25 protein-coding genes are annotated in these 22327 nt (G+C 65.1%); 13 read left to right on the plus strand and 12 right to left on the minus strand.

All coding sequences use genetic code 11. The features are described from left to right. Positions 1 to 3 precede the first annotated feature (3 nt). From J2X37_RS09695 to J2X37_RS09730, 8 genes are all read left to right on the plus strand, one after another. Positions 4 to 918 carry an aldose 1-epimerase family protein gene (locus tag J2X37_RS09695; RefSeq protein ID WP_310020531.1) on the plus strand — a complete coding sequence of 305 codons (915 nt, stop codon included), beginning with the start codon at positions 4 to 6 and terminating at the stop codon, positions 916 to 918. Positions 919 to 922: 4 nt separating this feature from the next. Then, complete coding sequence (locus J2X37_RS09700) at positions 923 to 1666, plus strand: SDR family NAD(P)-dependent oxidoreductase (RefSeq protein ID WP_310020532.1); 744 nt, start codon at positions 923 to 925, stop codon at positions 1664 to 1666. A gap of 15 nt (positions 1667 to 1681) precedes the next feature. Next, positions 1682 to 3202 carry a peptide chain release factor 3 gene (locus J2X37_RS09705; RefSeq protein ID WP_310020534.1) on the plus strand — a complete coding sequence of 507 codons (1521 nt, stop codon included), beginning with the start codon at positions 1682 to 1684 and terminating at the stop codon, positions 3200 to 3202. 46 nt (positions 3203 to 3248) lie between these two features. After that, the gene (locus J2X37_RS09710) at positions 3249 to 3824 is read left to right on the plus strand and encodes a pyridoxamine 5'-phosphate oxidase family protein (protein ID WP_310020536.1); all 576 of its coding nucleotides are present in this window, start codon (positions 3249 to 3251) and stop codon (positions 3822 to 3824) included. 19 nt (positions 3825 to 3843) lie between these two features. Continuing rightward, positions 3844 to 4572, plus strand: a complete 729-nt coding sequence (locus J2X37_RS09715) for an endonuclease/exonuclease/phosphatase family protein (RefSeq protein WP_310020538.1) — start codon at positions 3844 to 3846, stop codon at positions 4570 to 4572. 168 nt (positions 4573 to 4740) lie between these two features. Beyond that, positions 4741 to 5079, plus strand: coding sequence for a P-II family nitrogen regulator (locus J2X37_RS09720; RefSeq protein WP_310020540.1), 339 nt, complete (start codon positions 4741 to 4743; stop codon positions 5077 to 5079). Positions 5080 to 5093: 14 nt separating this feature from the next. Then, complete coding sequence (locus J2X37_RS09725; RefSeq protein ID WP_310020542.1) at positions 5094 to 6416, plus strand: ammonium transporter; 1323 nt, start codon at positions 5094 to 5096, stop codon at positions 6414 to 6416. Positions 6417 to 6648: 232 nt separating this feature from the next. Next, complete coding sequence (locus J2X37_RS09730) at positions 6649 to 6987, plus strand: P-II family nitrogen regulator (RefSeq protein WP_310020544.1); 339 nt, start codon at positions 6649 to 6651, stop codon at positions 6985 to 6987. Positions 6988 to 7066: 79 nt separating this feature from the next. Here J2X37_RS09730 and J2X37_RS09735 read toward each other — a convergent pair whose 3' ends face one another. Further along, positions 7067 to 7501 carry a TIGR01244 family sulfur transferase gene (locus J2X37_RS09735; RefSeq protein ID WP_310020546.1) on the minus strand — a complete coding sequence of 145 codons (435 nt, stop codon included), beginning with the start codon at positions 7499 to 7501 and terminating at the stop codon, positions 7067 to 7069. Position 7502: 1 nt separating this feature from the next. After that, positions 7503 to 8309, minus strand: a complete 807-nt coding sequence (locus tag J2X37_RS09740; RefSeq protein WP_310020548.1) for a TerC family protein — start codon at positions 8307 to 8309, stop codon at positions 7503 to 7505. 247 nt (positions 8310 to 8556) lie between these two features. On the opposite strand from J2X37_RS09740, the gene J2X37_RS09745 reads away from it, so the two are divergent. The 5 genes from J2X37_RS09745 (at position 8557) to queC (ending at position 13203) form a co-directional block, all read left to right on the plus strand. Beyond that, a complete protein-coding gene (locus J2X37_RS09745) occupies positions 8557 to 9354 on the plus strand; it encodes a cold-shock protein (protein ID WP_310020550.1) in 798 nt (265 codons plus the stop codon). A 124-nt stretch (positions 9355 to 9478) separates the two neighbouring features. After that, positions 9479 to 10657, plus strand: coding sequence for an aspartate aminotransferase family protein (locus J2X37_RS09750; protein WP_310020552.1), 1179 nt, complete (start codon positions 9479 to 9481; stop codon positions 10655 to 10657). Beyond that, positions 10654 to 11583, plus strand: coding sequence for an ornithine carbamoyltransferase (gene argF, locus J2X37_RS09755; RefSeq protein ID WP_310020555.1), 930 nt, complete (start codon positions 10654 to 10656; stop codon positions 11581 to 11583). The genes J2X37_RS09750 and argF overlap by 4 nt, the downstream gene beginning before the upstream one ends. Beyond that, the gene (locus J2X37_RS09760) at positions 11580 to 12482 is read left to right on the plus strand and encodes an Hsp33 family molecular chaperone HslO (protein ID WP_310020557.1); all 903 of its coding nucleotides are present in this window, start codon (positions 11580 to 11582) and stop codon (positions 12480 to 12482) included. The genes argF and J2X37_RS09760 overlap by 4 nt, the downstream gene beginning before the upstream one ends. 37 nt (positions 12483 to 12519) lie before the next feature. Then, entirely contained in the window at positions 12520 to 13203 is a 684-nt protein-coding gene (gene queC / locus J2X37_RS09765) for a 7-cyano-7-deazaguanine synthase QueC (protein WP_310020559.1), read from the plus strand. Between the two features lie 81 nt (positions 13204 to 13284). On the opposite strand, the gene J2X37_RS09770 is transcribed toward queC, so the two are convergent. From J2X37_RS09770 to J2X37_RS09815, 10 genes are all read right to left on the minus strand, one after another. After that, positions 13285 to 14352 carry an outer membrane beta-barrel protein gene (locus tag J2X37_RS09770; RefSeq protein ID WP_310020561.1) on the minus strand — a complete coding sequence of 356 codons (1068 nt, stop codon included), beginning with the start codon at positions 14350 to 14352 and terminating at the stop codon, positions 13285 to 13287. A gap of 200 nt (positions 14353 to 14552) precedes the next feature. Continuing rightward, positions 14553 to 15011: a DUF2793 domain-containing protein gene (locus J2X37_RS09775; protein ID WP_310020563.1), complete on the minus strand. Its 459-nt coding sequence runs from the start codon at positions 15009 to 15011 to the stop codon at positions 14553 to 14555. A gap of 11 nt (positions 15012 to 15022) precedes the next feature. Continuing rightward, complete coding sequence (locus tag J2X37_RS09780; protein WP_310020565.1) at positions 15023 to 17146, minus strand: phage tail protein; 2124 nt, start codon at positions 17144 to 17146, stop codon at positions 15023 to 15025. Positions 17147 to 17219: 73 nt separating this feature from the next. After that, entirely contained in the window at positions 17220 to 17633 is a 414-nt protein-coding gene (locus tag J2X37_RS09785) for an NlpC/P60 family protein (protein ID WP_310020568.1), read from the minus strand. Then, on the minus strand, positions 17630 to 18448 hold the full coding sequence (locus J2X37_RS09790; RefSeq protein ID WP_310020570.1) for a DUF2163 domain-containing protein: 819 nt from the start codon (positions 18446 to 18448) through the stop codon (positions 17630 to 17632). Before J2X37_RS09790 ends, J2X37_RS09785 begins: the two co-directional genes overlap by 4 nt. Then, on the minus strand, positions 18445 to 20781 hold the full coding sequence (locus J2X37_RS09795) for a DUF2460 domain-containing protein (protein WP_310020572.1): 2337 nt from the start codon (positions 20779 to 20781) through the stop codon (positions 18445 to 18447). Before J2X37_RS09795 ends, J2X37_RS09790 begins: the two co-directional genes overlap by 4 nt. A gap of 20 nt (positions 20782 to 20801) precedes the next feature. Next, positions 20802 to 21365, minus strand: a complete 564-nt coding sequence (locus J2X37_RS09800) for a tail tape measure protein (RefSeq protein WP_310020575.1) — start codon at positions 21363 to 21365, stop codon at positions 20802 to 20804. Further along, positions 21358 to 21564, minus strand: a complete 207-nt coding sequence (locus J2X37_RS09805) for a phage tail assembly chaperone (RefSeq protein WP_310020577.1) — start codon at positions 21562 to 21564, stop codon at positions 21358 to 21360. The genes J2X37_RS09800 and J2X37_RS09805 overlap by 8 nt, the downstream gene beginning before the upstream one ends. Continuing rightward, positions 21565 to 21891, minus strand: a complete 327-nt coding sequence (locus J2X37_RS09810) for a gene transfer agent family protein (protein WP_310020579.1) — start codon at positions 21889 to 21891, stop codon at positions 21565 to 21567. Continuing rightward, complete coding sequence (locus J2X37_RS09815) at positions 21891 to 22304, minus strand: phage major tail protein, TP901-1 family (RefSeq protein WP_310020581.1); 414 nt, start codon at positions 22302 to 22304, stop codon at positions 21891 to 21893. The genes J2X37_RS09810 and J2X37_RS09815 overlap by 1 nt, the downstream gene beginning before the upstream one ends. Between the last annotated feature and the right edge of the window lie 23 nt (positions 22305 to 22327).

Here is a 22327-nt window from a genome sequence, read left to right on the forward strand (position 1 = left end):
CGGGTGAGCGAAACCTTCACCATCGCCTCGGACGAACTGACCGTCCGCATCGCCGCGCTTGGCGCCGAACTGCTGTCGATCGCCGACGCCAGCGGCGCGGAGTGGATAACCGACGGCGACCCGGCGTTCTGGTCGGGCCATGCGCCGATCCTGTTTCCGATCGTCGGCGAACTGGCTGGCGGGGTGATGCGGCTGGACGGGCGGGAATACCCACTGCCGCGCCACGGCTTTGCCCGGCGGCGCGAGTTCGACACGGTGGAGCATGGCGAGGGCAACCTCGTCCTGCGGCTTTCCGACGATGAAGCGACCCGCCAAGTCTATCCCTTCGCCTTCGACTTGGAGCTGCATTACGCGATTGAGGGCGCGACCCTCTCCGTCGCCGCCATCATCCGCAACACCGGCGACGAGCCGATGCCCTTCTGTATCGGTTTCCACCCCGGTTTCGTCTGGCCGCTGCCGGGCGGGGGCGCGAAGCTGAAACACCGCATCGTCTTCGACAAGCGCGAGCCGGGCCCGATCCGCCGCCTCGACGCCGACGGCCTGCTGCGCGCCTATGAGGATACCAACGTCGGCCCCGACGGCGTGCTCGACCTGCGACCGATCCTGTTCGAGAACGACGCGATGATCTGGGACCAGCCCGCCAGCCGCGCACTGACCTATGAAGGCGAGACCACCGAAGGTATCCGTGCCGCGGCCATAGCCATTGCCTACCCCGATTGCCCGATGCTGGGCATCTGGCAGAAGCCGGGGGCGGATTTCATCTGCCTCGAACCCTGGGCCGGGATCGCCGATCCGGCGGGGTTCGATGGCGATTTCCGGACCAAGCCCGGAGTGATGGAGCTGGCGCCGGGCGAGGATCGCAGCTTTGCCGTCGCCATCACCATCCGCCCCGCCGCGCCATTGACCGAGGGAGACTGACACCATGCCCACTGCACTCGTCACCGGGGCCACCGCCGGCATCGGCGCCGCCTGCGCGCGCGAATTCGTCGGTGCGGGCTGGCGCGTTGTCGGCACCGGGCGGCGCGAGGAGCGGCTGACCGAACTGGCCGAGGAGCTGGGCGACCTGTTCTGCCCCGCGCTGTTCGATGTGCGCGACGAGGCGGCGCGCGATGCCGTGCTCGCCGCCCTGCCGGGCGAATTCGCGCAGGTCGATTGCCTCGTCAACAATGCCGGGCTCGCGCTCGGCACCGCGCCGGCCTGGGAATCGGATCTTGCCGACTGGAAGACGATGATCGACACCAACGTCACCGCGCTGGTCTCGATCACGCACAGGCTGCTGCCCACGCTGATCGAGCGGAAGGGTTCGATCATCAACCTGTCTTCCGTGGCGGCGAGCTACCCGTACAAGGGCGGCAACGTCTATGGCGGGACCAAGGCCTTCGTCCGCCAGTTCAGCCTGTGCCTGCGGTCCGACCTTGCCGGAACCGGCGTCAGGGTGACCTCGATCGAGCCGGGGATGGTCGAGACCGAGTTCTCCATCGTTCGCAACGCCGGGGACAAGGACATGGCCGACAAGCTCTATGCCGGCGCCAACCCGATGACCGGCGAGGATATCGCCGAGACCATCCTGTGGGTCGCGACGCAGCCGCCCTACCTCAACATCAACACCATAGAACTGATGCCAGTGACCCAGAGCTTCGCGGGTTTCCATGTCATCAGGGACTGAGACAGAACTTCCCGCATGACACAGCGCCGCACTTTCGCGATCATTTCCCACCCCGATGCGGGCAAGACCACGCTGACCGAGAAGCTGCTGCTGACCGGCGGCGCGATCCATCTTGCCGGCGAAGTTAAGGCCCGCGGCCAGGCGCGACGCGCGCGGTCGGACTGGATGAAGATCGAGCAGCAGCGCGGCATCTCGGTGACCTCGTCGGTCATGACCTTCGAGCGCGAGGGGATCACGTTCAACCTGCTCGACACGCCGGGGCACGAGGATTTTTCCGAAGACACCTATCGCACGCTGACCGCGGTCGATTCGGCGATCATGGTGATCGACGCGGCCAAGGGCATCGAACCGCAGACCCGCAAGCTGTTCGAGGTCTGCCGGTTGCGGTCGGTGCCGATCATCACCTTCGTCAACAAGGTCGACCGCGAGGGACGCGATCCGTTCGAACTGCTCGATGAAGTGGCCGACATGCTGGCGCTGGACGTGACGCCGATGACCTGGCCGGTCGGCATGGGCGGCCAGTTCGAGGGCATTCTCGATCTCGCGACCGGGTCTGTCGCACGGCCCGAGGGCGGGTCGAAGGAATTCCTCGGGCGCGTCGACGCGAATGCCGAGATCCCCGAAGCCTTTGCCGAACAGATCGAGCTGGCCCGGCACGGCTATCCCGAATTCGATGTCGACGCCTATCGCAGCGGCGACCTGACGCCGGTCTACTTCGGTTCGGCGCTGAAGAACTTCGGTGTCGTGCAATTGATCGAGGCAATTGCCGGGTACGCCCCGCCGCCCCGCCCGCAGCCCAGCGAGAACGGCCCCATCGAACCGACGCAGGACGAGGTTTCGGGGTTCATCTTCAAGGTCCAAGCCAACATGGACCCGCAGCACCGCGACCGCATCGCCTTCATGCGGCTGGTGTCCGGCACCTTCAAGCGCGGCATGAAGCTGACGCCGTCGGGCCTCGGCAAGCCGATCGCGGTGCACTCGCCGATCCTGTTCTTCGCGCAGGACCGCGAGATCGCCGACACCGCCGAGCCGGGCGACATCATCGGCATCCCCAATCACGGCACGCTGCGCGTGGGCGACACGCTGTCGGAGCGCAACGACATCCGCTTCACCGGCCTGCCCAATTTCGCGCCCGAAATCCTGCGCCGCGTGCAATTGCGCGACCCGACCAAGACCAAGCAATTGAGGAAGGCTCTCGACGACTTGTCGGAAGAGGGCGTCATCCAGGTGTTCTACCCCGACATCGGCAGCCAGTGGGTGATCGGGGTCGTCGGTCAGCTTCAGCTCGACGTGCTGATCAGCCGCCTCTCCGCCGAATACAAGGTCGAGGCGGGGCTCGAGCCCGCGCCGTTCGCGACCGCGCGCTGGCTGAAGGGCGACGAGCGCAAGATCGAGGAGTTCGCCGGCTTCAACCGCGCCAACATGGCCAGGGACCGCGACGGCGATCCGGTGTTCCTCGCCAAGTCGTCGTGGGATGTCGGATACCAGCAGGAACGCAATCCCGACCTCGCCTTCGGAACGACCAAGGAGCGGTGAGCAGTGGACAGTGACAGGGCGGCGGACGCGTTCTACAACGTCCGCCATGGCCCAGTTCTTCGATGCGATCGATGACAGGCACGCCGCGATGATCGGCGCGCAACCGATGTTCTTCGTGGCAACCGCCGCGCCGGAGGGGCGCGTCAATCTCAGTCCCAAGGGATACGATGTGTTTCGCATCCTCGGCCCGAACCGGGTCGCGTGGCTCGATCTGGCGGGTTCGGGAAACGAGACGCACGCGCACCTCGTCGTCGATGGACGGATCACGGTGATGTTCTGCAATTTCGTCCAGCCGGCGCAGATCCTGCGGCTCTATGGCCGGGCCAGGCCGGTGCTGCCAGACGACGCCGACTGGGCGGGCCTCGTGTCGCACTTCGCGTTGCTGCCGGGCACGCGCCAGATCTTCGACATGACGGTGGAGCAGGTGCAGACCAGTTGCGGCTACGGCGTGCCCTTCATGTCCTTCGAAGCCGAAAGAAACACGCTGATCAGGCATCACGCCACCGCCGACCCGGAGGCCTGGCTGGCCAAGAACCGGGCTCGCGACCGCAGCATCGATGGTCTTCCGGTCCGCACGCCCGATCGCTACATCGCGGGCGATCCCGGAACGCGCGAGGCGTGAGGCGCGTTCGTTTCGGAAGATGAGAGACAACGGATTGCGCCTCAAGTTCGCAAGCTACAACATTCACAAGGCCGTGGGACTCGACCGACGTCGCGATCCCGACCGGATCCTGTCGGTGCTACGAGAGATCGACGCCGATATCGTCGCCTTGCAGGAATGCGACCGCCGTTTCGGCCAGCGCGAGAGCGTGCTGCCGCGCGCGCGGATCGAGGATTCGCATTACCGCACGATCGGTCTCGGCATGATGCCGACCAGTCTGGGCTGGCACGGCAATACCTTTCTGGTGAAGAAGGGCATCGAGGTACTCGACGTCGCGCCGGTGCCGCTGCCCACGCTGGAGCCACGGGGCGCGGTGCGGATCGACGTGACGATGGGAAAGCGGCGGGTGCGCGCCATCGGCATGCACCTCGACCTGTCCGGATTCCGCCGCCGCCACCAGGGCGAGGCGGTGCTCCGGCATCTCGCCGACTGCGACGGCGATTGCCCGACGGTGGTGATGGGCGACACCAACGAATGGTCGGCGACCGGCGGGCTGCTCCGACTGTTCCGCGAAGGCTGGCACACTGCGGAGTGCGGGCCGAGCTTTCCGACCCGCCGGCCGATCGCCAGGCTCGACCGTATCTTCGCCACCAGCGACTGGGCCTGTGACGACAGCGGCGTCCATCACAGCCTCCTTGCCTCGAAGGCGTCGGATCATCTGCCCGTCTGGGCCACCCTTTCGCTGCAGGTGCACACAAAACGTGCCTAAAAAATAGGCAGGACGTCACGGTGCCCGGAATCCGTGCGCCTTGCCGCGGGCGGGGATGGGCTGCTCAAGGTCAAAACCGTTAAGATACAGTGGTTCCGTCGATTTGGCACGGGGCTTGCAAAGCTTGTTGCACCGGCAGAGGGGCCGGCAGGCAACAAGGGGGCCGAGATGAAATTCATCATCGCCATCATCAAGCCGTTCAAACTGGATGAAGTCCGCGAAGCCCTGGGCTCGCTCGGCGTCGCCGGCATGACGGTCACCGAGGTCAAGGGTTTCGGACGCCAGAAGGGCCAGACCGAAATCTACCGCGGTGCGGAATACTCGACCAACATGCTTCCCAAGGTGAAGATCGAGGTCGCCGCCAGCGATGCGCTGGCTCCGCAGATCGTCGAAACGATCCAGAAGGTCGCCAGCACCGAGGCGATTGGCGACGGCAAGATCTTCGTTCTCGACCTCGCCAGCGCCGTGCGCATCCGCACCGGCGAATCCGGCGATACCGCGCTTTGACGGGGGGTATGACCATGATCCGTAAAATGCTTTGCGGCACCGCGGCGCTCGGCGCTTCGATTTTCGCCGCCACTGCCGCCTTCGCGCAGGACGCCGCCGAGGCGGCCGCTGCCGTTCCCAATCCGGGCAACAACGCCTGGATGTTGACCTCGACGGTCCTCGTCCTGCTGATGATCCTGCCCGGCCTCGCGCTGTTCTACGGCGGCCTGACCCGTTCCAAGAACATGCTCGCCACGATGACGCAGATCGGCGCGGTCGCCGCGCTCGCGATGCTGATCTGGGTCATGTACGGCTACGGGCTCGCCTTCGGTCCCGAAGGCAACCAGTTCATCAGCTGGGGCAAGTTCTTCCTCGCCGGCGTGACCCCGGATTCGACCGCGGCCACCTTCACCGACGAAGTGATTTCCGAATACGTCTTCATCTCGTTCCAGATGACCTTCGCGGCGATCACGGTCGCCCTGGTGCTGGGCGCGCTCGTGGAACGCATGAAGTTTTCGGCCATCATGGTCTTCGCCATCGTCTGGCTGACCATCGTCTACTTCCCCGTGGCCCACATGGTCTGGGAAGCCCGCGGCGTGTTCTTCGCGATGGGCGCGCTGGACTTTGCCGGCGGAACAGTCGTCCACATCAACGCCGGCGTCTCGGCACTGGTCGCGGCCTTCATCCTCGGCAAGCGCAAGGGATACCCGAGCGAGCCGATGCCCCCGCACAGTCTGACGTTGACCATGGTCGGCACCGGCCTGCTGTGGGTGGGCTGGTTCGGTTTCAACGCCGGCTCGGCGCTGGAAGCCAACGGCTCGGCTGCGCTGGCGATGATCAACACCTTCGTCGCGACCGCTGCCGGCGGCCTGTTCTGGATGATCACCGAACGTGCGATGGGCCACAAGGGTTCGGCCCTGGGCTTCTGCTCGGGCGTGATCGCGGGTCTCGTCGCGGTCACTCCGGCGGCCGGCAACTCCGGTCCCTTCGGCGCGATCGTGCTGGGCGCGGCGGCTTCGGTGATTTGCTTCTTCTTCGTTGCGAAGGTGAAGCCGGCGCTCGGCTATGACGACTCGCTCGACGCCTTCGGAATCCATGGCATCGGCGGTATCGTCGGCGCCATCGGCACCGCGGTCGTGTTCGCCCCCTCGCTGGGCGGCCCGGGCGGCGACGACTATGTCATGGGCGCCCAGCTCGTGACGCAGCTTTTCGCGGTCGTCACCACGATCGTCATCGCCGCTGTCGGCACCGCGATCGCCATCTTCATCGCCAAGCTCGTCACCGGCCTTCGGGTCAGCGAAGAGACCGAGGTCATGGGCCTCGACCTGGGCGAACATGGCGAGCGTGCCTACAACTAAGGCTCGGTTACCAGTTTTGGCGGAGCGGAACCTCCTCTCCTCTCCCCGCTCCGCCAATCCAACGTTCCTCCTGCGAACGTAACTTCAGGGGTCGGAAAGCCAGCCGCTTTCCGGCCCCCTTTTTTATGTCCGGAGGAGGTGTTGCCTCTAACGCCTTGCGCGGGGCGGCATTAAGTGCATCAGTGCGGCGACGACAAGGCATCGCACGGACCTGCAGGGGGAGCGCTTTTCGATGAAGTACATCATCGCGGTCATCAAGCCGCACAAGCTCGAGGAGGTGCGCGAGGCGCTCGGCACGCTGGGCGTGGCGGGGATGACCGTTTCGGAAGCGAAGGGCTTTGGCCGGCAGAAGGGGCAGACCGAAATCTACCGCGGTGCCGAGTACGCGGTGAACATGGTGCCCAAGGTGAAGCTGGAGATCGCGGCGTCGGATTCCCTGGCGCCCCAGATCGTCGAGACGCTGCAGCAGGCGGCCGGTGTCGGCGCGATCGGCGACGGGAAGATCTTCGTTCTGGAGCTTGCCAGCGCAGTCCGCATCAGGACCGGGGAAACGGGCGACACCGCGCTTTGACGTGACGCCTTCACCGGATGCGAAAAAGGGCCGGGGCATCGCTGCCGCCGGCCCTTTTTCATGGCGCTTGCGAAGGCTGTCAGCCCCCGGCGGAGAGCATTTCGACCATCTGCCGGATCGGCGAGATGTCGTAGCCGCCGCCAGCCGCCTTCGAGGCAATGACCGACGGGTTGCGGCCCGCCTTCGCCTCGGCCAGCGCCCACAGCAGCGTCGAGCGCGTGCCCGAGCGGCAGAAGGCGAGGATCTTGCCGTCGGCGCGGTCCAGCGCATCGCGCATCGCTTCGACCTGGCCCGGTCCGAAGCCGGCGTGGGTGACGGGGATCGCGACATAGTCCATTCCCGCCGCACGCGCCGCGGCCTCGATCTCCGCGCCGGCAGGCTGGTCGGGCGATTCGTCGTCGGGGCGGTTGTTGACGATCAGGGTGACGCCCAGCGCCTTGGCTTCGGCGATATCCGCCACCGTGATCTGCGGGCTGGCGTAAAGATTGTCGTCGATCTGGCGAAAGTCGCTCATGTCATTGTTCCCTTGCAACAGCGGCCGCGCGGCTGCGCCGGTTGCGCTGCACCATGTTGAGCAGTTCGACACCGACGGAAAAGCCCATCGCGGCGTAGATGTAGCCCTTCGGCACATGGAAGCCGAAGGCATCGGCGATCAGCACCAGCCCGATCATCACGAGGAACGCCAGCGCCAGCATGACCAGCGTGGGATTGCGCTCGATGAACTTTGCCAGCGGGTCGGCGGCGAAAAGCATGATCGTGACGGTGATGACGACGGCGGCCACCATGATCGGGATTTCGTCGGTCATGCCCACCGCGGTCAGGATCGAATCGACCGAGAAGACAAGGTCGAGCGCGATGATCTGGGCGATCGCGGCGCCGAAGCCCAGCGTCGCGACCTGTGCGCCCGCCGACTTGTCCAGCACGGCGCCGGACTCACCCTCCGGATCCATCGAATGATGGATCTCGGTCGTCGCCTTCCACAACAGGAACAGGCCGCCGGCCAGGAGGATCAGGTCGCGGCCCGAAAAGGCTGTCTCGAAGCCCGGCTCGCCATGCGGACCCGGCGCGCCGGTGATGCCGAGATCGAACAGCGGCGTCTGCAGCGTGACCAGCCAGCCGATCAGCATGAGCAGGCCGATCCGCATCACGAGGGCGAGGATCAGGCCGATCCGGCGCGCCTTGCTCTGCTGTTCGGGCGGAAGCCGGTTCGACAGGATCGCGATGAAGATGAGATTGTCGATGCCGAGCACGACTTCGAGCACGACGAGCGTGATCAGGGCGGCCCAGGCCGCCGGATCGCTGAGAAGGGAGAGGATGTCCATCAGCGCTCTGTGCCCCGCGACGATAGGCTTCGCAAGCGGCCAGGACGTTGCGACTATGGTAAATCGGCAGCAGGATTGGCAAAAATCCGGGGGGCTGCGCAAATTGTTCGCATTGGGTTGGCAAATGCCCTATACCCGGGCGCGTATTTGTGTCGAACCCTCCAGTTCGGCACGTTCGTCCGGTCACTGTCCGTCCGCAGGCCATGACGATCGAGGGAAGGGCGAGAGTTAAGGTACGTTTCGATTTATGGGTTATGACAGAGGTCGGCGCGGCCGCGGCCGCGACAAGCGCGATAATATCGGCGAAGAGGGTTTCGATCCCTTCTCGCAGAGCGGGTTCGGCTACGGCCAAGACTTTGGCGGCGAGCGTAGCGGGGGGTACGGCGATCGTGATCGTGGCGGCTTCAGCGACAATCGTGGCGGCGGCGGCGGATACCGCAGCGGCGGTGGCGGCGGCGGCTTCCGCAGCGGCGGCCCGGGTGGTCCGGGCGGCGGCGGCGGTGGTTTCCGTGGTGGCCCCGGCGGCGGCGCTGGCGGTGGCGGTGGCCGCATGCCTCCTCAGGTCGTCGGCACCGGCAAGGGCGTCGTGAAATTCTTCAACGCGCAAAAGGGCTTCGGCTTCATCCAGCGCGATGACGGCGGCGAGGACGTTTTCGTCCACATCAGTTCGGTTGAGCGTGCCGGTCTCGAAGGCCTGGCCGAAGGTCAGGAGCTCGAATTCAACCTCGTCGATCGTGGCGGCAAGATTTCGGCGAGCGATCTCCAGGTCGTCGGCGACGTGATCGCGGTCGAGAAGAAGCGCGAGACGCCGCAGCGCGAGCTGACCGGCGAAAAGGCCGTGGGCACGGTCAAGTTCTTCAATTCCATGAAGGGCTTCGGCTTCATCACCCGCGACGATGGCGAGCAGGATGCCTTCGTGCACATCAGCGCGGTGGAGCGTTCGGGCCTGTCGACCCTCAACGAGGGCGACCGCCTCGAATTCGATCTCGAAGTCGATCGACGCGGCAAGTACTCGGCGGTGAACCTCGTTCCCGTCCAGGGCTGACGCTCGACCGGTGATGCCTCCGGTCAATTGACCGGGAAAGGCCGATACCCTAAATGGGCAAGAATGGCGGCTCCTTCCGGGGGCCGCCATTTCTCGTTTCTCAATTCCGTCCAAGGATCCTGACATGTCGATTACGCCTCTGATGCCGGTCTATCCGCGTTGTGATGTGCGGCCCGTTCGCGGGGACAACTGCCATCTGGTTTCCGAAGACGGCCGCCGCTTCCTGGACTTCGCCAGCGGTATCGCGGTCAACCTCCTCGGTCACTCGCATCCGGGCCTGATCGGCGCGATCCAGAAGCAGGCCGACACGCTGATGCATGTCTCGAACCTCTACGGCAGCCCGCAGGGTGAGGCGCTGGCCCAGCGGCTGGTCGATCTGACGTTTGCGGACACGGTGTTTTTCACCAATTCCGGTGCGGAAGCGGTCGAGTGCGCGATGAAGACGGCCCGCGCCTATCACCAGCACGCCGGCAACGAGGATCGCTACGAGATCATCACCTTCGCCAACGCCTTCCACGGGCGCACGATGGCGACGATCAGCGCATCCAACCAAGAGAAGATGCACAAGGGCTTCATGCCGCTGCTGCCGGGCTTCCGCTATGTCGAGTTCGGCAATCTTGAAGCGACGAAGGCGGCGATCGGGCCGCACACCGCCGGCATCATGGTGGAACCGGTACAGGGCGAAGGCGGCATCCGCGTCGGGACGGAAGCTTTCATCAAGGGGCTGCGGGAACTGGCCGATGCCAACGACCTGATGCTCATCTTCGACGAAGTGCAGTGCGGCGTCGCGCGCACGGGCAAGCTCTATGCGTACGAGCATTTCGGCATAGAACCCGATATCCTCGCCACGGCGAAGGGCATCGGCGGCGGCTTCCCGATGGGCGCCTGCCTCGCGACCGAAAAGGCCGCACGCGGCATGGTCGCCGGCACGCACGGCAGCACGTATGGCGGCAACCCGCTGGCAATGGCTGCGGGGATGGCGGTGCTGGATGCGGTCGCCAACGATGAGTTCTTCGCGCATGTCCGTACGATGGGCGAAAAACTGCGCAGCCGGCTCGAGCAGTTCATCGGCAACTACCCGGACCTCTTCGTCGAAGTGCGCGGCCTTGGCCTGATGCTGGGCGTGAAGATGGCGGTGGAAAGCCGGCCGTTCGTCGCGCATCTGCGGGATCGGCACGGCCTGCTGACAGTGGCGGCCGGCGACAATGTGGTGCGCGTCCTGCCGCCGCTAGTCATCACCGATGAGCATATCGACGAGTTCATGGAGAAGCTGTCCGCCGGGGCCGCTGACTACCAGCCATGAGCGTGCGGCATTTCCTCGACCTGAGCGACGCGGGCGGTGACGCCATCGCGGCGATGATCGGCGATGCGATCGATCGGAAGGATGCGCGCAAGGGGCTGCCGAAGGGACAGCCCGATGCGGACGCCCCGCTCGCGGGCCGCGTGCTGGCGATGATCTTCGAGAAGAATTCGACCCGCACCCGCGTGTCCTTCGACATGGCGATGCGCCAGCTTGGCGGCAGCGCGATGATTATGGAAGCGGGCAGCATGCAGCTCGGTCGCGGGGAAACCGTGGCCGACACGGCGCGCGTTCTTTCGCGGATGGTCGATGCGATCATGATCCGCACGGACGATCATGCCAAGATCGAGGAACTGGCCCGTCACGCGACGGTGCCGGTCATCAATGGCCTGACCGACCGGTCGCACCCGTGCCAGATCGTCGCCGACCTGCTGACCCTGGTCGAACACCGGAAGCCGCTTCCCGGGCTGGAAGTCGCCTGGTTCGGCGATGGCAACAATGTGCTGCACTCGATCATCGAGGCGGCGGGGCTGATGAAGTTCAACGTCCGCTATGCCGTGCCCGAGGGATACGAGCCCGATACCGAGTTCATCGCTGCCGCGCGTGCCGCCGGGGCGCGGATCACGCTTTATCGTGATGCCTGTGAAGCGGCTCGGGATGCCGACGTGCTGGTCACCGACACGTGGGTGTCGATGGGCCAGGCCGAAGCGGAGGCAAAGCTGAGCGCGATGCGCCCGTTCCAGGTCGACGAAGCGCTGATGGGCAGGGCGAAGCACGACGCCGTGTTCCTGCATTGCCTGCCAGCCCACGTCGGCGACGAGGTGAGCGAGGCGGTCTTCGAAAGCCCCGCTTCCATCGTCTGGGACGAGGCGGAGAACAGGATCCACGCGCAGAAGTCAGTGCTGCGGTGGGCATTCGGTCAGCTATGAGTTCGGACGCTTCGGCAGGCGAAACTGGTTTCGACAGGGTTCTCGGCTTCACGCTTCCGGCACGCGACGTGCGCGGGCGTTGTGTCAGACTTGGCCCGGCGGTGGACGCGGTGCTTTCAGCCCATGCCTATCCGCCCGCGATCCAGAACGTACTGGCCGAGGCACTGGTCCTGTCTGCGTTGATGGGATCGCTGCTCAAGAACGGTGGCCAGCTCACCATGCAGGCACAGGCTACCGGCGGGGCCGTGACGCTGCTGGTTTGTGACTATCACGACGGTGCGATCCGCGGATATGCGCAGATTGACGAGGAGCGAATGGCGGAGGTCGGCGCAAATCCACGGCTCGATGCCCTGTTCGGACCGGATGCCTATCTTGCGATCACCTTCGATCTTCCTGCGGCGGGCGGGCGTTACCAAGGCATCGTGCCGCTTGACGGCGACACCTTGAGCGGAGCGTGCGAGCATTATTTTCGCCAATCCGAGCAGCTGCCGACGCTGATTCGCGTTGCGACCAGTTCGGATCGCGAGCATGCGATCGCAGCCGGGATCCTAATCCAGCATCTGCCCGACGGCGAAGAAGGGCGCGAGCGCCTGCATGTTCGCTATGACGATCCCGACTGGGAGCATGTTGCCATCATGGGTGGCAGCGTGCGGCACGCCGAACTGGTCGATCCGGAAATCGGCCTGGAGTCGATCCTGTGGCGCTTGTTTCATGAAGAGGACGAAGTCCGCGTATCGCCGATGGCAGCGATTACGCGCGGCTGTCGCTGCTCGATGGAGCACTACGCTGATGTTCTGGGTCGTTTTGCGGAGGAAGAGCGCGCCGAAATGCGTGAAGCCGATGGCTTCATCCACGTCGATTGCGCCTTCTGCTCCAAGATATTCAAGGTGGCGGTCTGACCTTGAACCGGGCGACGGCGGGGAGTAGCGCGCGGACATGACCCAGCGCTCCCGATCCTCTGCCGTCGTCCTCCTGTCGGGCGGCCTCGATTCGATGGTGACTGCCGCGCTTGCGATCGAGCAGGGGCATGCAGTCAATGCATTGACCATCGATTACAACCAGCGACACCGCCGCGAACTGGAAAGTGCGGCGACCATTGCCAAGGCACTGGGTTGCGAGCGGCACGTGGTCCTGCCGCTCGATCTCCGGGCCTTCGGCGGCTCCGCTCTGACAGATGATGTCGCGGTACCGAAGGATGGAGTCGGAACGGACATTCCCGTCACCTACGTCCCTGCTCGCAACCTTGTCTTCCTCTCGTTGACGCTGGCTTGGGCCGAGGCTCTCGGTTCGCGCGATGTCTTCATCGGGGTGAATGCGCTCGACTATTCCGGCTATCCCGATTGCCGACCGGAATTCATCCAGGGTTTTGCCGATCTGGCGAAGCTTGCGACAAAGGCCGGGGCGGGCGGCGAAGCCTTCGCCATCCATGCGCCGCTGCAGTTCCTGGGCAAGGCGGAAATCGTGGAGGAGGCCTATCGCTTGGGGCTCGATCCGGCATTGAGCTGGTCGTGCTATGATCCGGAAGCCGACGGCTCGGCCTGCGGGTTGTGCGACAGTTGCCGCTTGCGTCGAGAAGGGTTTGCGAAGGCCGGCCACCTCGATCCGCTAAGATACGCCTGAAGCAGCCCTGCACCCGCGCCGCCCACCAAAAAAGGGCCGGATTTCTCCGGCCCTTTTCCTGTTTGCGGTGACGCGCGTTGCTTACATGCCCGAGCCCGGACCGTAGGTGATTTCCACCCGGCGGTTCTGGAGTTCGCGCACGCCGTCGGCGGTCGGAACGCGGGGGTTCGCTTCGCCGAATGCCTGGCTGGTGATCGCCGAGTCCGGGATCGAGCGAGCGGTGAGGTACGAACGGACCGCAGTGTTGCGGCGGGCGGCGAGGCCCATGTTGTACGATTCGCTGCCCGAACGGTCGGTGTAACCGGCCAGCATGATCGGAACGCTGTCGCAGTCGGCATAGGCCGCGATGGCGCTGTCGAGGATGCTTGCGGCCTCGGCCGTGATGTCCGCCTTATCCCAATCGAAGAACACGATGTAGGGACCCGTGTTGCACACCGCAGCCGGGGGCGGCGGGGGCGGCGGGGGCGGCGGCGGCGGCGGGGGCGGCGGCGGCGGCGGCGGGGGCGGCGGCGGCGGGGCCGAACCGAAGTTGTAGGTCAGCGTGCCGAGCAGCGAGTGCGTGCGGTAGTCGTGGTTGAAATCGCTGCCATCCTCGGTGAGGAGGTTGATGTCGTCGTGACGGAAGTAGCGATATTTCAGGCCGACATCCCAGTTGTCCGTCAGCGGAGCGCGAATGCCTGCAATCAACTGCCAGGCAAAGCCGCTGTCCGAATCGTTGACGATATCGACGGACTTCACCTTGGTCCGAGCTACGCCGACACCGCCGCCGACAAACGCCTGCAGACCGTCATCGTCTCCGAAATCGACCATGCCGTTCAGCATGAAGCTAAGGGCGTTGATGTTTACGGCAATTTCCTCGTCATCGAACTGAGTGCCGAGAACAGTGGCGCCATTGTCATCGTTGAACTTGTAGGAGGCTTCCGTCTCAAGACGAAACTGTCCGAAATCGTAACCCACGATCCCGCCGAAATCGGCCCCGTAATCCCAATCGACATTGGCGGCATTCACAGTGTTGCCGATATTGACGTCAGCGTCTTCGGCGACGGTGACACCACCGTCGAGTTCGATGTACCACGCATCGTCGCGAGCAAGAGCTGGCGAAGCAAAGGCAGCAGATGCCATCGCAAGGCCGATTACAGTTTTACGCATAAGCGTTTCCCCTTAGTTCAAGCGTTATTCTCGTTAAGGTATTCAGTTCCAAATCCGACCGTCCGCTCGCCTTCCTTCGCAGCGCCACCACATTGCGCGGTCTTTGTTGCACTGCGAGGACGCTTATGGGTCGTCGTTGGTAACAGCCCTCACTCTGCGCCAAACATCTGTCGGAATTGAAAGTTCCCGAAATCTGGCGGTTAAATTATCGTGACGATCCCGGCCTTTTGCAACGCAGCGATGATGAGGTTGATTGAAGTTCTCGCCTGTGTGTCCTGGACGCTACCACCAGATGGCGCAGCGACATCCACCGCCACATGCCATCCGGCACGATAGTAGCGACGCTTTGCAAGGGCGCTGTCGTAAACCGTCATCCCCTCGACCGCCTTGGCGAAGCACCACTGCCCTGATTGCAGCGTGGCGATCTGGTCCGTTCGATCGGCGAAAGCGCCGGTCGAATTCGCTCCGATTATCCAGCTTTCGCCATCGATTGGCGATGGCGGGGGACTTTCGATGAGACCCTTTACGACCGGATGGAGCAATGCATCGACGAGCGCATGCGCCTCGTTGACGAAAAATTCCTTCTGGGCCTGAGCGGCAAAGAGCAACGGTAATTCGAAACGCGGAGTGATCGAGCCGAAATCGACGGGGTCTGTCATGTCCGTTTTCCTTATGCGGTGGTCAATTTCACGATCAGCGGACGGGACATCGAAACCGACCCGATCTGCCTTATTTCCAGGCGATGCGGCAGCGGACCGGCAGAAAGTTCGGACCACTGCACCACCGAGGGCTGCCATTCTGCGGAGCCGACACGCCAGCTGACGACACGACCGTTGCCGTCGACGAAGCGGACTTCATAACTTTCCATCGACTCAGCCAAGGGGGCGTCGACGGCATCGAGCCATTGCCAGCCACCGCGGCTGCGACGCGTCCAGCGCAATGTGGGAAGTCCCTCGGAATCCCGTTCGAATACGGCTTTGACCGGCGCAAGCGGGCGCAGGGTGGCGCCGAAATCATCGACGGGCACTGCGACAGGAACGGTGTCGCCGGGGCCGATCGCGACGAGCCGGGGAGCTGTGGAACTGCCAAATGCCAGTTCGTCGGCAACGGCGAGAGTATCGTCAATCAGGACGAATGCTTCGCCGCTCACATGTCCGGCAATGGCGTGTTCGGTCCCGCCCCGCCCCCGCAGCAGGGAGGAAAGGCGCCAAAGTCCCGGGCCGACAGGTTCGGCATCGGCGAACTGTATGATCTCCTGCCCAAGTCGTGCCTGGTTCGCGCCAAGGGCGAGACCGCGTATGTCGGTCTGGGTCAGCGCGAACGACGGATCGGCAAGCTGTATGACCACCGTGCTCTGGCGATCGAGCAAGTGCGGGCTTGCCAGCGGTAGCGCTTGGGTCGCGACGCCGACGGTTGCGCGCTGCCGGCCCGCGGTGCCGGCGGGTATCAGCTGTCCGTCGCCGCGATCGGCGAACAGCGCGGTACCGCGCCAGCCTGCGTCGGCGGACGAAGCGGCAACCATGATCCGCCGTTCCGATCCGCTGCCGATTCCGTCCCAAGGTGCCTCAAATGCGGTTAGGATGGTGGTCCCGACCGTGACATCGGCGGGAGGCTTCGTCTGTCCGGGATCGCCCGGTGCCCGTACGCCCTGCGCGAGACGTGTCGGCAAGGCTTCAAGCTCCAGTTCGACACGGGAACTGCGCCATTCCCAGCTACGCACGCGCCAGACGCCCCTTTCGCCGAACGGCCGGACCAGCGAACCGCAGCGCAGCGCGGGGTCGAGCGTGGCGATGCGATAGGACATCGTCTCGCGGCTGCTCTCCCGATTATCGACAACCTTGTCGGCCAGCTCTCGCGCGCATCCGGCATCAAGGCAGGCCGGAAACTCGATCAGGTCGACCCGGCCGGTCCCGGGGCGGCCACGACTACGTTGCATGCCCGGCTGATAGTCACGCCCGGTGTCGTAATAGCGCAGGTTAACGCCCTCGCTCGATCGCTCCATGGTGCGATCGCGGCGCAATCCCGTGCGAGCGGCGAACTCGCCTTGCGTGCTGGATACGGGGGGCGGGAGTACCGCCACGACCTGCCCTGCCGCCGTGCTCGCATCGCGCAGCGACAGCCTTCCCCCGCCGCCATCGCAGGATATGGGGAAGAACGTGTCCAGTTCGGCAACGAGGTCGGCATCGGCGCCGCCGTCGTGGCTGAAGCCGCTCAGCGCCAATTCGATCGGATCGATGTCCAGCCGGTCGTCAGGCAACAAGTCGCGAAGCGTCAGGCCGCTTTCGTCGGCGATTATCTCGAAAGTGAGCGCCGGAATGCGATTGCCGAAGTCGGAAAGGTCCAGATCTTCGAATACCGCATAGGCCATTCCTCGGAACGCCGGGCAACCCGGACCAAGATCAGCTTCGATCAGGGGGTCAGGCAACTGGTCGTCCGCGCCTTCATGGACACGCAGGCTGCCGCCGACCTTGAGGTCTTCGGCAGCTCCGCGCAGGAGATTGCCGTCGGCCCAGACGCGGCCGACGCGAGCTATCCGGCGACTGGCCAGCGCGACGGCAAACGACGCCGTGTAACTGTATGAAGTGACCTTCGGTTTGCCCTTTCCGCCGCCGCTGTTCTCCTTGTGCTCGACGAGGTCGGTAGCCCAGATCACGCTGCCGGCGGCACGGACCTTCCCGAAGTGGCGCGGTATGTTGCTGCCGTAACTCGACGTCGTGACGGCCAGTTCCTTGAGGCGCGGACCTTGGTATCCCCTTGATCCGATGACCGCGCCGTCGAGGGCGCGGCCGGCCAATGCGCCAAGCGCTCCGCCCAACGGCCCGCCCAATGCAGTGCCGACGGCGGTGAGAACGAGAGTAGCCATCCTGTCATTCCTTGATTCGGAGAGAGTGCCGCCAGATCTGCTCGATCCGCCAGCCGTTGCCAGGCATGCCTTCGACCACCCTCTTCAGCCCCGCATGCGCATGGACGATCCTTTCGCCGCACAGGCAGATCGCCACGTGGTGCTGAGCTGCCGGCAGTGCGAAGAGGATGAGATCGCCCGGCTGGGGTGCGCCGCTGGCCGGCTCGAAGCCGTTCTCGGTCGCGAGGGGCAGGAGATGCGCTATCGACGTCTGGCGCAAGGCGTAGTTTTTCGGACTGACGGTCACGGCGCCGATCGAGTCCAGCGCCGCGAGGACGAGGCCGACGCAATCGACCCCGGTCTGGGGGTCGCGGCCATGTAACCGGAATGGCACGCCGACCAGCCGACGCGCCGCCTCGGCGATAGGGGCTGCCGTCATTGCGGAAGGGGATAGCGGGTCAGGAGATCGTTGCCGGGCAGGAAGGGCTCCCCCCGGAAGTTGATCGCATTGCCGAAGCGCGTTCGACAAGTCTCCCAGCGGTGATCGCACCCCTCCCGGACCACGACCCGCGTCCCCGCAGCGACATCCTCGCCGAACCAACGATCGAGAATGAGCTGGTCACCATCGATGGCAGCAACCGCGAATTCAAGTCCGGCCGATTCTCCGCTGAGGAACGAGATCGTCCCGTCCAGCAACTTGTCCGCCCCCGGCGCGCCGACCAGCGACAGCTTCGCGTTGACTTGGTCGACGCTGGCGATCGCGGCGTCGTGGGTGAACGGCGCGGGCGACAGGTTGCATCCCTCGCCGCAGAACGCCGCCCGACACGTTGGACTGGTCTGGGGAATGGGCTGCCTCGCCAGAAGCGTCTTGACGGAGGCGAGGCCGGCGGAAAATTGACCGGCGTCCTGTGAAACCGTGGTGATCGTGCCGGCGTAGATCACTTCTCGTTCCAGCGTTTCCCAATCGACCACACCGACCTCGACCTGCGCCCCGTCGAAGCGCCCTGCCGCAAGGTCCTCGGCCCGGATCGACGCGTGATCGAGCGCGCCGGCGACTTCGGCGCTGTCGGGTTCCAGATCGGAACTCAGACGGATCGCCGACGGTACCATGCCAGGTGCGGTGCGGTGGCGGATACCGTCGAAGGACAGGTCGCGATCGTGGCTGACGAAGCCGTGCGTGATCCCGTCACGCCGATAGACGCGCCACCAAGTGACGACCGTTTCCAGCTCACCTGCAAACCAGCGCCGGGTCATGCGTCTTCCCGCAATTCGATGAGCGGGACACTCGGCGCTTCACCGGCAGCAAAGGCTACGCTCGATATCTCCAGCCGGTCCTCGGCGAACCGGACGGGGACTTCGAACAGGAATCCGGCCCGCACATCCGCGCCTGGCGGCGGGGCCTCGTCGAAAAGGATGACGCCCCGCGGATCCAGCGTGAAGTTTCTCCGCTCGGTGCCGTCGACGCTCACTTTCACCGATCCGGCAACCGGGCGCGTAATCCGGCGGCGCTGCGCGTCGCCGTCCTCGCCGTAGTGCTTGATGAGTAGGAAGGCCGTTTTCGCGCCGTCGCCGATGCCGAGCAATTGGTCGAACGGGGTCGGGATGCCGGTCATGGCCTGCGAACTGAAATCGTTGGGATCGCGCAAACGAAAACCGCGCGCCGCACCGCGCCTGGCGCGGAAGAAGGCGATCAGCGTGCCCAGTTCCGCTTCGCCCCTGACGCCGGGACCGACATCGAACTTCAATCGCGCGTCGGACCAAAGCGTGTTGCGATGTTCGTGGCCCGAAGCGGTTACGGTGATCGACGTCGAGAATTCTGGCACGACTGTCGATCCACGGCCGAGTGCCAGCGGATAGGAAACATCGTCGAAGGGGCGCATGTCGACCTCGTCTTGGTGGTTGGGAAGGCGTACGAAGCCGTCGCGCATCACTTGCGGCGAGGCCCAGACGAACCGATTGCCGACGCCGCGCGTTTCGGCCTCGTCAAGGGCCGCGTCGATCAGCGGCCAGTACGTTTCCGCATCCTCGGGCAGCAGGACGAAACCCGACAGGTAATCCTGCCTGGCGATCGGGTAGCCGAGTCTCTCGCCGACGATCTCGTAACCCTTCCTCCGCAAGCCGTCCTTGCCGTCGGTCAGCCAGTCGTAATCCTCGACTTGCAGCCGGTCGAAGGCAGGATAGGCCCAGCCCGTCGGCAGATTGGCGCGGCGGGCTTCCGGAGTTCCCGGATCGAGGAGCGTAGGCGTGAAGGCAAGTAGCCGGACATCGGCGACGGCTGGCGCCGCGGCCTTTCGCACAGCCTCGCTCAGCGCCGCGGTTGAGGCGGCCAGTTTCGCGCCAGCTTGGTCGAGCAGCGCCTTCTGCGAAGCCGACAGGGGGTCACGCAACGACGGGATCGCCACCGGCTTGCCGCCGAAAGCAGTCTTTGCGGCATCATCGTACAGGCAGATCCGGCCATCGGCATATGTCCACCACCAGGGCTCGCCGATCTGGAACCGGACGTCAGTGCCTGCCGCTTTCATCAGCCCGACCGCTTCGCCGGCAATCTTGCGCAGGTAGGCCATCGCCGCATCGTTAGCCGGCGAAAGCAGGTTGGATGGCGGATCCCAGCCAGTCAGCCCCGCAGTGCCAGACAGGTCCCGCTGCGCCCAAGCCTGCGGGCAATGCATAGCCAGCAATTCGTATGACAAGGATGCGATCGGCGCGAAGCCCATCGCCTTGGCTCGGGCGAAGAAATCCCCATGCCAGGCCCGGGCGGCCACGTTCAGCCCCGCCGCCGCACCATCGACCTCGAACTTGTCCGCCGCGACCGCCTTGAGCCGGAAATAATGGCTCATGCCGAGGTAGTGGACGATTTCGCCCCGGTACCCCAGCGCGCGAACGTTGCGCAGCAGCCGCGCCGGTGTCTGCGTGCCGCAATCGTCGAAGGCGGTGCACATCGAAATACCATGCGGCGGCACCAGGACATCGCCGATCGGCAGCATCGCCCCGGCACCGTCGGCGCGGATGCCGGTCATCTCGGCCCATCCTTCGACCTGTGCGGAAAGATTGCCGCCAGCCTGGTCGTAGGCAGGCGCGACCATCGATACGAACATGCGGTCGATATCCCCGGCAAAGACCCGATCGGCCTGGAAAGGGAGGAGAAAGCCGCCGTCCATTTCAGAGAAGCGCAGGTCTATCTGTGCGTCGGTCGGCGACCCCGTGGCGTAGTTCCACAGCCGCACGTACCATGTGCGCGGCTGGCCCGCTTCGTCGCGACCCTCGATGGTGAGGGTCGGCCCGTTCAGCCCGTCCAGCGCGATGATGCCGCCGGACCGCCAGCGGAACGACAAGGACAAGCCGCGATAATCGCGCCGCGTTTCGTAAGCCGTCAGCGGGTGATCGAGGCGATCAACCGAGTCCCAGATGATCCCGACGAGGTCCTTCTTGCGATAGAACACGCAATCGACGCGCAGCGCGTCGGGCGCGATCGTGGTGATCGCCGCCATCATCGGGCGGGGGAATTTCACGGTCCAGAACCGCGGATCGAAGCGCTGGATGAAATCGCTGCGCTGACCGTTGCGGGCTTTTGCCAGCCAGTAAGCCATGTTCGCGCCCTTTCCTGCGATCAATGGGCGGCCAGCGCGCGGCGCACAGCGCTCGCGACCTGCCGGCCGGACCGTTGCAGGCTCTCCGCCGACGATGCGCCGGGCGGGGTAGTGAGGTTGATCGACACGCGCACGTCGCGCACGCCGCCGCCCATCTGCGCCTCAACTCGCCCGGCGCTCGTCGGGACGAAGAGTTCCGGGCCGCGTTCTCCCACAAGGTAGGCGCTGCCCGGCGCGACATTGCCCCCGGTGGCACGGCCGGGCAGGCCGAGCACGCTCCCGAGAAGCCCGCCGAGGAGCCCTCCGCCGCCTCCGAAAATGCCGCCCAGTTGGCCGAGGCCGCCACGCAACGCGCTGGAGGCGATGTCGTCGAGAACGCGCACGGCCGTCCGCTTGAGATCCTCGAACCCCAGGCTGCCGCGCCGGACTGCGCCCAGAAGGCTTGATTCGAGGATGTTTCCCGCGCGCCCGAACCCGTCGACCAGCGTGGAATCGAAGGTGTCACGCATCCGCTGAATGTCGCTGGCAAACCCTTCGGTACTGGCCCGCACGTCGACCATCAGCGTTTCGATCTGTTTATCCATTGTCCTGCTCCATCATGCGGTCGAGATCGGCACGGCTGACCCCGGCATCGGCGCGCGGCCCTTGCGCAGCGGCGAAGATTGCGGCGACTTCCGCAGGGGTGGCGGACCAGAATTCGTCTGGCCGCCACCCCATCATCAGCGCGCACTGCCCGAAAAGGCGTGCGGCGCTATCGGCAAAGCGAGCCGTCGGGTCGGCCATTCACGCCCCCTGCAGCACCTGTTGCAGCACCGCGCGCAGTGGCGGGGCGCTGGCGGCCAGTCCCTGTCCGGCGATGGCCTCACCCACGTCCTCGCGCGTCAGATCGGCACGGTCGGCAAGGCAGTGCCAGAACAGGGCCGTCATCTCCGTCAGCTTGAGCCGGCCCGAACCCGCCCGTTCGACGAGCGCGAAAAGCGGACCGAGTTCCTCTTCTGCGGCGACGAGCGCGGCGAAGGTCGGGCGCAGACGGCGCTTGCGGCCCTTGACAATGATCGCCGCCTCGCCCCTTGCGGGATTGGCCGAGGCCTCGACGGGCGGGGTCGTCATCAGGCCGCCACCGGCACGACGGGGCCGGAGCTTTCCAGCGTCATCGTGTAATTGCGCTCGCCATTGAAATCGCCGGCATAGTCGAGCCGCTGCACCAGGAACTGCCCCTGCATGCGCTCGCCATCCTCGAAGCTGAGTTCGTAGTCGGCGATGGTACCCGCCAAGGCATGGCCGCGAATCGCGGTCTCCGCGTCGGAGCCAAGAAAGATCCCGGCCGCGCTGACCGAAACCTGCCTTTGTCCGGCGCCGGACAGCATTTCGCGCCAGCCACCCGAATCCTTCGAGGTCGTGACGACGGCATCGCCAGTGATCGACATCTGCGTCGTGCGCAGGCCGGCGACTGTGGTGTAGACGGCGGGCGATCCGCCGTTGCCGATCTTCAAGAGGAAGGCACTGCCTTTCTGGGCGCTCATGGCTGTAGTCTCCAATGTCTGCG

The sequence above is a fragment of the Croceicoccus sp. BE223 genome, assembly GCF_031457155.1.
In the GTDB taxonomy this organism is placed as follows: Bacteria; Pseudomonadota; Alphaproteobacteria; order Sphingomonadales; family Sphingomonadaceae; genus Croceicoccus.